Here is an 11,403-nt window from a genome sequence, read left to right as displayed (position 1 = left end):
AAATATTTTACCCCGCTGGGGTTCGACCAAACTTTATTGAGAACAAATTTTAAACACTGTCTAAAATTCCTAATTATTTTACCAAAGGAAATGCTACAATTCTCAATTTTGTAAAACCAATTGGAACTAAAGTAATAGTTTCCTGAACATTACTTACATTTCCTTTATAAACACCGTCTCTTCCGGAAACGGGCAAATATGCCAAACCATTTACCGCTTTCCAATCTGGAATTTGCTTTGATTTTATGGAAATTTCAATTGGAGCGTTAGCTAAATTCCATTTGAAATTTTCTTTTAAGCCAATTTGTTTTACTTGAACATCTTTTTCTAAATTTTTAACTGATTCTTCCAATAAACCGTAATTCCAATTTGACGTTGAGTTTAAGGTAAAATACTCCCCTTCATTTTCTTGGTTTCCTTTACCCCAAGTTTCATTCATTTTTAGCGCATAAACCAATGGCCCTCTTTCGATTACTTTTGAATTATCTGCCCAAGAAGAAGCACTAACTTTCATTGGAAGTTTTAAAGTTACTTTGTCTTTGTTACTCCATTTTCTATCTAAAGTCACAATTCCGTTTATTGCTTTAAAATCAACTTTTTGATTGTTAATAAAAATTTCAGCATTTGTACACCAAACGGGAATGCGTAATTGAAAAGGAAATTGAACTACTTTTTTCATTTCCATCTGAAAATCAATATTTTCATTGAATGGATATTGTGTATTTTCGGTAATTGTGATTTTTTGATTTTCAGAACCAACTGTTGTAGAAAGCACATTCGGACTGTAAACTAAAGCAGCAAGCCCGTTATTTTTATTTCGGTACCATAAATGTTGTGTGAATTTTGTCCAACCTTGATGCATATTGGCGTAACAGCAGGTATAACCACTTTTTGCTCCCAAAACATTATTCATTTGGCGATCAAAAGGAAGAGAAAAAGCGTAAACACCACGCTGAATTTCAATTTGGTTTGCCATTTGAAAATACTGCTTTTCATTATATGTATCAGTAGTTTGCGATGGCATTGCATTAAAAGTTGCTCGCTCCAGTGCATCCATGTAGGAAGTTTCTCCCGTAATTCCGATAATATCTTCTAGTGAGTACATAGCTTCAACAATGGCGCAAAGTTCTGTTCCTTGTGTTGGAGCATTTCCGTGAAGATCTTCATCGGCAGAAAAAATTCCGTTTGGAAGACCGTGGAGCGTCATCAAATCATTGAAACCTGTTTTCAGATTTTTCAAATAAGTTGAATCGCCTGTTCTTAAATAATTTTCAGCTGGTTCTTTGAGTGCCATTGCCACATTTACACCGTGTCTGCGCATCCAGTGATCACCGTTTGGATTTACTGCTGCTGTAATAACCCAGTCACGATTTCCTAACCATTTGCTCCATTCAAAAGATTGCTGTTTTATTTTTTCGGCTAAAGTCAAAAGGTTTTTATCTTTATTAATACTATAAAGCCATTGCACGATCTGAATATTTTCGCTTCCGCGAGAAGCTGACCATTCTGTCCATTTTCCGATTGGTGATTTATCCAAAGTTTTTATTTGATAATCAAAAAACTTCGTCATAAAAGGCAAAATTCTAGTATCATTTGTTGCAGTATAATATTGCTGAATGACTTTTAGCATGACCATTTTGGGCCACCAATCTTCGCCTTTATCGCTGTTTTGAACGTCAACTTTATTTCCAGTTTCACGTTCCCATTTTGTAATTGGGCCAAAATATCCCGAAGGTCGTTGGTTTTCAATCGTCCAATTGATATACTTTAAAACTTTCTCTTTTAGAACTTTGTCATCAATTTGATAGGCCAACGGAACAGCACCGTCCAACCAATATGGCGTTTCTTCCCAGCCATCACCTTTTCCACCAAGCCAACCGTTATCATTTTGGATTTTTTGATAAATCTCATCAATATGTCCTGTCGAATTATTTGACATGACCAAAAGCTGCTCTTTCAGCCAGCCAGAAGGCTTGATTTGTCCTAACGGAATTTCTTCGAAAACCCTTTCAACATATGCTGGAGCTTTTTTTGTTTGTGCAGAAGAAACAGCTGCAAAAGAAGCAAATACCAAAAAAGGAATTATTTTATTTTTCATTTTTTTATCTTCTAAATTATAAAAAATTAGCTTCTGGAATTGGCTCAAAATTCCAGAAGCATCACTAATTAAGTTAACCAACCAAAAGTTAACGAAACAAACTAACTTAACACTTAATTTTAATATCCTGGATTTTGCACCAGTTTAGAGTTCTTTTGTAATTCCTGTTGTGGAATTGGATAGATTTTCAAATAATCTTTATTTGTTTTTTGATGTGCAAACCATGATTTTGTAAAAAACACTCCGAAACGAATCATGTCCTGACGGCGACGTCCTTCTTGATTGAATTCCCAAGCCAATTCATCTAAAAATCTTCCGTACTGAATATCAGCTCCTCCTTCAGTTGTAGCTGTCATTTTATTATCGGTCACGCCATAATTGTAAACACTTCCCAATAATAACTGCGCTCCAGTAACTGTTGCTTTAGCTGGATTACTGCTGAAACTTCTTGCTCTAACTTGAGAAACAATTGTTGCGGCTGCAGCTGAATTTCCTGTACGCAATAACGATTCGGCCTTCATCATCAAAACGTCAGTATATCTGAAGAAAGGCGCATCATTATTCATATTTTGCTGAATTCCTAATTCGATAGAATACTTATTGATTTGATAGCCATCTAATTGCTGACATAAATCAATTGTTGGCATTGTGTTTCTCAGAATAAATGGTTTTCCGGCATCGGCACCATAACCTGCTGTCAACGGTTTTCCATCATAACCAGATTGCAAACCGTATCTGAAACCATATATTAAGCGGTCATCTTGTGGATCGAAAGAATTGATGAATTGAGGCAAAACGCCCATTCCGCCCCATCCTCCAACATTGGAATTGTATGTAGCGCGTTGCGAATCCCAAGATCCAAGCATCCAAAATTGCAATCCTCCAGCTTTTACTTCGTCATAAGGAATTGCCCAGATAGTTTCAGGAGAATTTTCATTTTTTGGACTAAAAGCATCTCTAACTGATGCCGCTAAAGCAAATTTTCCCGAAGCAATAATAATATCCGATTCCTGAATACATTCGTTGTACATTGGCGTTCCTGTATAAACTTCGGCATTCAAATACATTTTTGCCAATAACGCGTGCGCGCCCCATTGTGTAAAACGCCCATAAGTTGATGTACCAACTGTTTGGCTTAAAGACGGCATCGATTCTTTAACTTCTGTTACGATAAAATCAAAAACCTGTTTACGTGTTTTTTGCTCTGGCAAATATCCTGGCTCAACAATAAAACTAGTTTGAACAGGAACATTCCCAAACAAATCGCATAAAACATAATAATAACTTGCACGAACCATTCTGATTTCTGCAATAAGTTGCTCTTTTCCTTGACTAACAGGAATTTGTCCGCTTTCAATTTGGTAAATAATTTTATTTGCTTGTGCGATTCCACCATAAGCTTGATTCCAAACTGTTTGCAATTGAGGTTGCAGTGAAGTCCAAATATGTTGATGTACTTGTTTGTAAATTCCTCCATCAACCCAACCGTTTGGACGACCTGGATAAATGATTTCATCTGCCGAAGTCTCCTGCATTTCCCACCAACCTGGTCTGTTTGCATATAAAGTTCTCCATTGTGTGTATGCTGGTCCAATCAAAGAAGCCAAGTCGCCTTCTGATGGATTAAATTGGTCATTTGCAATTGTGCTGTACACATTATCATCTAATTCAGTACATGAACTAAACATCAAAAGTGAACATGCTATAATCGAAAGTATTTTTTTATTTTTCATGATCTTTTATTTAAAATGTAGCATTAATACCTATAGTGAACGTACGTGTAGTTGGGTATTTATCTCTATAATCATTTCCTGGTGTTACACCTTCTGGCGACAATTCTGGATCTAAACCTTTGTATTTTGTAAACAAGAAAGTGTTTAAAGTAGATGCATAAATTCTGAAAACATCAAAAAATTTGAATGTTGAACCTTTGAAAGTATATCCTAACACGATGTTGTCAATTTTCCAGTAATCTCCATTTTCAATGTAATATGAATTGTATTTTTCAGATTCTGTCAAAACCGCTTTTCCAAAAACTGGCTCCAAAGCTGTTTTTAATCTGTTACGCTCCACATTTCCGTTTTGCTCATAGAACATACGGTCAAAATTTAGAATCTGGTAATCAAAAGCACCACGCATTGTAACTGTAAAATCAAGGTTTTTGTATTTTACTGTATTGTTAAAAGCTAAATTATATTTTGGAATACCGTTTCCTAAAATCTGACGGTCATCGTTTGTAATTTTCCCATCTTTATTTAAGTCGTCATAAACCCATTTTCCTTGATCTGTAATATCGACAACTTTAAATCCGTAGAAATTTCCAACTGGCTGACCAACTTGTAAACGATGCGTACTTTGCTGAATCGGTTCTCCTGTTGAACCAAAATCTGCATAATCATTTGCCGATTTGTAACGTGGATCATCACTGAACGAAACGAATTTATTTTCATTATAAGATCCATTAACTTGTGCATTCCAAGTTACATTTGCATTCTGAATCACATTGTAACCTAAAGAAACCTCGATCCCTTTGTTTTCCATAACACCTGCATTTGCGAAAGTTGTTCCAACTAAATTTGGTGGTTGAGGCACTGGAAAATTGAATAATAAACCGTCAGTCTTTCTGTTGTAAACATCAATTGTACCAGTAAATCTGCTGTTGAACATCCCAAAATCAAGACCAATATTGGTTTCTTTTTTCTCTTCCCAAGTCAATCCTGGATTTGGATTTTGGAACGGAGAAAGCGTCTGAACAAAGTTTCCATTATAATAAAATGAGTTACTTACGCTTGAAAGCCCTAATTGCGAAAGTCCTAAATAATAACCTCCAGGTGCCGCTCCTGTAATTCCATAACCAGCTCTAACTTTCAAATTATTCAACCACGTAGCATTTTTAAGGAATTCTTCTTTATCTAATCTCCATCCACCAGATACTGCCCAAAAAGTTCCCCAAGGATTATCTGAACCAATGAATTTTGATGAACCTTCACGACGAATTGTTCCACTTAATAAATATTTCCCATTAAAATCATAATTTAAACGAGCAAATCCGCCAATTAAATTATACGAGTTTTTATAACTTGTAACAAACGGAGCTCCGTTTAAGTATGTTAATTTTCCAGTTGGGCCAAAGTTTGTCGCTGCGCCCATATTATTGTATGTAAAATAATCTGTCGCAAAATTGTAAGCATATTGTGAGCTGTTTTCGTATTCCGTTTCAAAATAACTATAACCTAATAAACCTGTTACGTGATGTCCTGCACCAAAAGTTCTTTCGTACTGTCCTGTAAAATCAAGCTGGCGATCTTTATATTCCTCAGAACCTTTGTTAGCATATCCATTTAATCCGCCAAGCAAATTTGACGAGTGGAATTTATTTTCATAATAACCTCTTGTTGTGTTGCTTGAAACCTGCGCCAAACTTAAATTGAAAGTCAAATAATCAATTGGTTTTAAAATCACGCCAAGATTTGAACGCGTTCTATGTGTTTTGCGTTCACCAACACTGTTTTTTAGGTCCGCCACCGGGTTTACGAAAATGGCAAAGTTCTCATAATAATCTCCAGCATAGTTTGCTCCTTCAGGTTTCAAAACTGGTGCAGTTGGATTTGCAATAAGTGCGTTTCTATAAATAACGCCATTGAAACTACTTCCAACGCTGTTTACATTTAAAATATTATCCTGATTGTTGATTCCGAAAGTAATTTGAAGTTTATCATCAAACATTTTATGATTAACGTTGATATTTGTATACAAACTATTATTATCAGATCCCATCATGATACCTTCGAAAGCTCGGTAATTTACCGATCCGTAATAATTTGTTTTGTTGTTTCCTCCTCTAATAGCAAGGTCATAAGTTGTACTGATGTTTCCTTGTGTAATTTCATCAATCCAGTTTGTGCTTGATCCTTTGTCAGAAGCTGCAGGAATAATTCCTTTTTTGATGGCATCTCTATATTCATCAGCTGTTAAAAAATTTGGCGATTTTACGATAGTCTGAGTAGAAGTTGTTTGCTGAAAAGTTACTTCTGGCTTCATATCTTTTTTGCTTCCTCTTTTTGTTGTAATCAACAATACTCCATTATTTGCTCTTGTACCGTAAATTGCGGCTGCAGAACCATCTTTCAAAATATCAATAGTTTCGATATCTTCAGGAGCAAAATCTTTTAATCCTCCTGGAATTCCATCAATTAAAATAAGCGGTGGCGTCGGATTACTGATACTTGAAGTTCCTCTTAAGAAAATCGAACTTCCAGAATCTGGATTTCCACTGCTGTTTGTAACCGTTAAACCTGCAACTTTACCTTGCAAAAGCTGTCCAACATCTTTTACAGGGGCTTGCACAAAATCTTCTTTTGTTACGTGAGCAACAGCACTCGTTAAATCTCCTTTCTTCTGAGTTCCATAACCCACAACAACAATTTCATTTAATTTTGAAGCTTCTTCGGCTAATTTTACAGTTATGTTTTTCTGGCTGTTAATTGCTATTTCTTTGCTTTGATAACCAATAAAACTAACAACTAAAATTCCGTTTGACGGCGCTTTGATCGAAAAATTCCCATCGAAATCTGTTGATGCTGTAGTTTTGGTTCCTTTTACTAAAACATTTGCTCCTGGTAATGAGAGACTGTTTGCATCAGTAATTTTTCCTGAGATTGAAATTTCATTTTGACTGTAACTCGTGGCAGTACAGAAAAAAATCATCATAAAAAGTGACAAAGCTTTAAAATTGCTTAACCACTGTAATCTAATACTGTTTTTCATTGATTTTTCATTTTGGTTAGATAATAAAAATTAATAGTTGGTAAAAATTGCATCATATATAATTTTACTCCCAATAAATTATGATATGTGAATTAGTGAGCCAAATAGACTAAATTAACCACTAAAGTCTTGACCCTTTTGTTTCAATTGTTAGGCAAAACTATTCATTTGGTGCTGTTGAGGAAAAAAGCCTGTAATTTGGGATAAAATGCCTCTTTAATGAGACGAATTGAACATGTGTTAGGGAGAATTTTAAGATTCTAAATACTATATTTAAAACAAATTAAATCGTGTGAAAAATAAAATATCAGCTGTATTATTTTTATTGATGAGTTGTCTTACAAACGCTCAGAATTACTATTTCAGACATTATCAAGTCGAAAATGGCTTGTCTAATAATTCTGTTTTGACGTCGCTTCAAGACAAAAAAGGATTTATGTGGTTTGGAACAAAGGATGGTTTGAATCGTTTTGACGGATATGCATTCAAATCATTCCAAAACGATCCAAATGACCCAAAAACTTTAGGCAGTAATTTTATTCAATGTTTGCATCAATTAAATAATACCATTTGGGTTGGAACTGATAATGGCCTTTTTAAATTTGACCAAAAAGACGAAAGTTTTGAATTGTTAGAAACAACCATCAATAAATCAATCCAAGCTATTGAAGATGACAAACAAAACAATCTTTGGTACATAGCCAATGGTATTTTATATAAATATTCCCTTAAAACAAAAGAGAACTTTACCTATGAACCACAGAAAAATTTCAATGCCATAACGTTAACTCGAGATGTTGAAGGCGCAATATGGTTTGCAACTTATAATAATTTGTTTAAGTACGATCAAAAGAATAATTCATTTGTAAAATTTGAAATTACAGCACCTTTTACAAATGGCTTGCCCTTTATTATCAATATTCTTAAATCGTATAACAAGGATGAGATTTTAATTGGAACACAAAATCATGGTGCGCTGGTTTTTAATGCAAAAGACAATACCACAAAGCGTCTTTTTACCTATACCGAAAAATCGCTTTACATTAGAAATTTTATAAAAAATGGAAAAGATGAATTGTGGATGTCATCAGAAAATGGCGTTCATATATATAATTTAAAGACAAAATCGTATTCAGTTCTTCGTAAAAGTTACAATAATCCTTACTCTATATCTGATAATGCAGTACATTCCTTAACTATTGATAATGAAGGTGGCATCTGGATTGGGACATACTTTGGTGGAGTAAATTATTTCCCAAAACAATATACTTCATTTAAAAAATATTTTCACGTTGTAGGCGAAAATTCAATTAGCGGAAATGTTATTCGCGAAATTCACAAAGACGATTATAATAATTTATGGATTGGAACTGAAGATGGAGGTCTCAACAAACTAAGTACAAACACAGAAATTTTTCAAAATTTTAAAGCAGATGGAAGTTCTCAGAATATTTCATATAATAATATTCATGCTATTTTGCCAATTAAGGACAAACTTTGGATTGGGACTTTCGAACACGGCTTAGATGTAATGGATATTAAGACTTCAAGAGTAATAAAACACTACTCAACAGGTCAAAATGGAGGTTTAAAAAGTAATTTTATCTACAAACTATATCAAACAAAAGCTAAAGATTTATTGGCATTATCAGCTTTAGGAATTCAGAAATTTGATACCCAAAAAGATCGTTTTGTAGAATTCTCCGCTTACCCAGAAGGTTATTTTTTCACCTCATTTCTAGAAGACAAATCCGGAAATTTATGGGCAGGAACTTATCGTGACGGACTATTTTGCTATAATCCAAAAACAAAGCAAAAAACATTCTTTAAAAATGACAGAAAAAACAACAACAGTTTAAGTAGTAATGCGATAAACTACATTTTTCAAGACAGCAAAAACAATATTTGGATCGCCACCGAAAATGGCCTTAACTTATTTGATGCCAAAACAAACGCATTCAAAAGATTTACTAAAAAAGATTTTTTGCCAAGCAATCTAATTTTCACTATTCTGGAAGATTCAAAAAATAATTTATGGATTTCGACCTCTAAAGGATTAGTAGAATTTAATGTCAAAAACAATAAAATGACCGTTTATACTAAAGCAAATGGGTTATTGAACGATCAATTTAATTATAGTTCAGGTTTTAAAAGCAATAACGGAACTATGTATTTCGGAAGCGTTTACGGACTCATTAGCTTCAATCCTGATACTTTTAAAAAAGACAAATCAAAAACACCAATTTTAATAACGGGGCTCAAAATCAATAATATTGAAGTCGATGTCAACAAAAACGATTCGCCACTATCCCAATCTATAACGCTAACAGATAAATTAGAATTAAAAAACAGCCAATCATCATTTAGCATAGAATTTGGTTCATTAAACTACAATTCTTCTGATATGACGCAATATTGGTACAAAATGGAAGGAATCAGTGATGAATGGATTCCTCTAGGCAAGAAGCATCAAGTCTTTTTTACCGAACTCCCTTCTGGTAAATATACTTTTAAGATAAAATCATACAACAGCAACAAACTTTATAACGATGAAACCGCTTCCTTAGAAATTCGAATTCTGCCTCCATTTTATGCAAGTACATTAGCGTATATTCTATATTTTGCTTTAGGTTTTGCAATTGTTTACTATGCTTTGCGATACTATCATCAATACATTCAGCAGAAAAATGATCAAAAAATTAAGTACCTCAATAACCAAAAAGAAAAAGAAATCTATAACGCCAAAATCGAATTTTTCACCAATATAGCGCACGAAATAAGAACACCATTGACTTTGATCAAAAGTCCACTTGACAAGGTTCTAAAGAAAGCTAAACAAATGCCTGAAATTTACGGCGATTTGAGTATTATGGAGAAAAATACATCACGTTTATTGCATTTGGTTTCTCAATTATTGGATTTTAGAAAAACGGAAACCGAAGAAGTGAAATTAACCTTTGTAAAGGTAAATATTACTGATTTGGTTCAAAATACTTATATCCGTTTCAGTCAAGTCATAAAAGATAAAAATATTGATATTCAATTTGACTTGAGTCCCGAAACTATTTATGCTTATGTTGATGAAGAAGCCCTCAAGAAAATTGTAAGCAACGTTCTCAATAATGCCATAAAATATTGCAGAAAAACAATTATTATCGCTTTAGAAAAAAACAATTCTCATTTTAGAATTTCAATAAAAAGCGATGGAAATCGAATTCCAGAAAATCTTAAAAACAAAATTTTCGAGCCATTTTTTAGAGCTCCTGATACCATGAGCATTACAGGAACCGGAATTGGATTATCACTTTCGCATTCACTAACAGAATTGCATTCAGGAACACTAAAATTAGATACGGCTGAAAAGCAATACAATAGTTTTGTCCTAGAATTGCCACTTCATCAAGAAAAACATTTTGATTTTTATAAAAATGAAGAAAAGCAAAGACGCAAAAATACTGAAGAAGAAATAATTGAAGAAATCACAAATACTAGAACCACAATTCTTGTCGTTGAAGATAATGCTGATTTATTAGAATTTATTTCTAATGATTTAGGAGAAACCTATCTCGTACTCAGAGCAAAAAATGCTCATGAAGCTTACGATATTATTGAAAAACATACCATCCAACTCATTATAAGTGATGTAATGATGCCAGAAATCAGCGGATTTGAGTTATGCCGAAAAATAAAAACAGATTTACAATCCAGTCATATTCCAGTGATTTTGCTTACAGCGAAAGATAATTTGAATTCAAAAATTGAAGGCCTTGAAGTTGGCGCGGATGCCTACATCAGTAAACCATTTTCAATGGAATATCTAAAAGCTCAGGTTGAGAATTTAATTGAGAATCGAAAAAATTTAATGGATTTTTATTCTAGTTCACCACTATCACATTTAAAAAGTGTCGCACATAGCCAAATTGACGAAACGTTCATTAAAAAATTAGACGAAATCATCAATGAGAATTTATCTAATGCTGAATTAAGCGTTGAAATCCTTGCTGAAAAGATGGCAATGAGCCGTTCTACTTTTTACAGAAAAATAAAAGAAATTACAAACTTAAACCCAAATGAACTCATAAATATCGCCCGACTTAAAAAAGCTGCAGAGTTACTAAGTTTGGGACACCATAAAGTTTATGAAATCGCAGAAATTGTGGGCTACAATTCTCAAACAACATTTGGTCGTAATTTCCAGAAACAATTCAAAATGACACCCACAGAATATGCACAAATGAATGAATCTGGAAACAATTAAAAGTGTTTTCCAATTTTAAAATTCAAAAATGTTTTAAATAAAATTTCACTTAAGACAATTTTGATCATATCATACTTAACTATCATTTTTATTTTTTAAGGAATTTTTAAACACGAATATTACATAACTGATGTTATTGCATCAATTTGATTTAAATTAAGAATTCAAAGTAGAGCAAATTTGGGCGTTTCCCTTCGGGCCGTGCTGTCCGCTATATCTTTTGCGGAAGAGCTTTCAAAGGAGAATAGAAGTTTCGGGTTCCCGCAAAAGGATGCCGCTC

At 33.6% G+C, this 11,403-nt stretch carries 4 protein-coding genes; 1 reads left to right on the top strand and 3 read right to left on the bottom strand.

The genetic code is table 11. The features are described from left to right. Positions 1 to 73: 73 nt before the first annotated feature. From EYY60_RS03040 to EYY60_RS03030, 3 genes are all read right to left on the bottom strand, one after another. Positions 74 to 2,098 carry a beta-L-arabinofuranosidase domain-containing protein gene (locus tag EYY60_RS03040; protein WP_132987926.1) on the bottom strand — a complete coding sequence of 675 codons (2,025 nt, stop codon included), beginning with the start codon at positions 2,096 to 2,098 and terminating at the stop codon, positions 74 to 76. A gap of 119 nt (positions 2,099 to 2,217) precedes the next feature. Further along, positions 2,218 to 3,831 carry a RagB/SusD family nutrient uptake outer membrane protein gene (locus EYY60_RS03035; RefSeq protein WP_132987925.1) on the bottom strand — a complete coding sequence of 538 codons (1,614 nt, stop codon included), beginning with the start codon at positions 3,829 to 3,831 and terminating at the stop codon, positions 2,218 to 2,220. A 10-nt stretch (positions 3,832 to 3,841) separates the two neighbouring features. Continuing rightward, positions 3,842 to 6,865: a SusC/RagA family TonB-linked outer membrane protein gene (locus EYY60_RS03030; protein ID WP_132987924.1), complete on the bottom strand. Its 3,024-nt coding sequence runs from the start codon at positions 6,863 to 6,865 to the stop codon at positions 3,842 to 3,844. Positions 6,866 to 7,157: 292 nt separating this feature from the next. On the opposite strand from EYY60_RS03030, the gene EYY60_RS03025 reads away from it, so the two are divergent. Beyond that, entirely contained in the window at positions 7,158 to 11,123 is a 3,966-nt protein-coding gene (locus EYY60_RS03025) for a hybrid sensor histidine kinase/response regulator transcription factor (RefSeq protein ID WP_235832278.1), read from the top strand. Positions 11,124 to 11,403: the final 280 nt, after the last annotated feature.

The sequence above is a fragment of the Flavobacterium zhairuonense genome (genome assembly GCF_004352915.1).
Taxonomy (GTDB): Bacteria; Bacteroidota; Bacteroidia; order Flavobacteriales; family Flavobacteriaceae; genus Flavobacterium; species Flavobacterium zhairuonense.
Note: the sequence above shows the minus strand (reverse complement) of the source record. Positions and strands in the feature narration are given on the sequence as shown.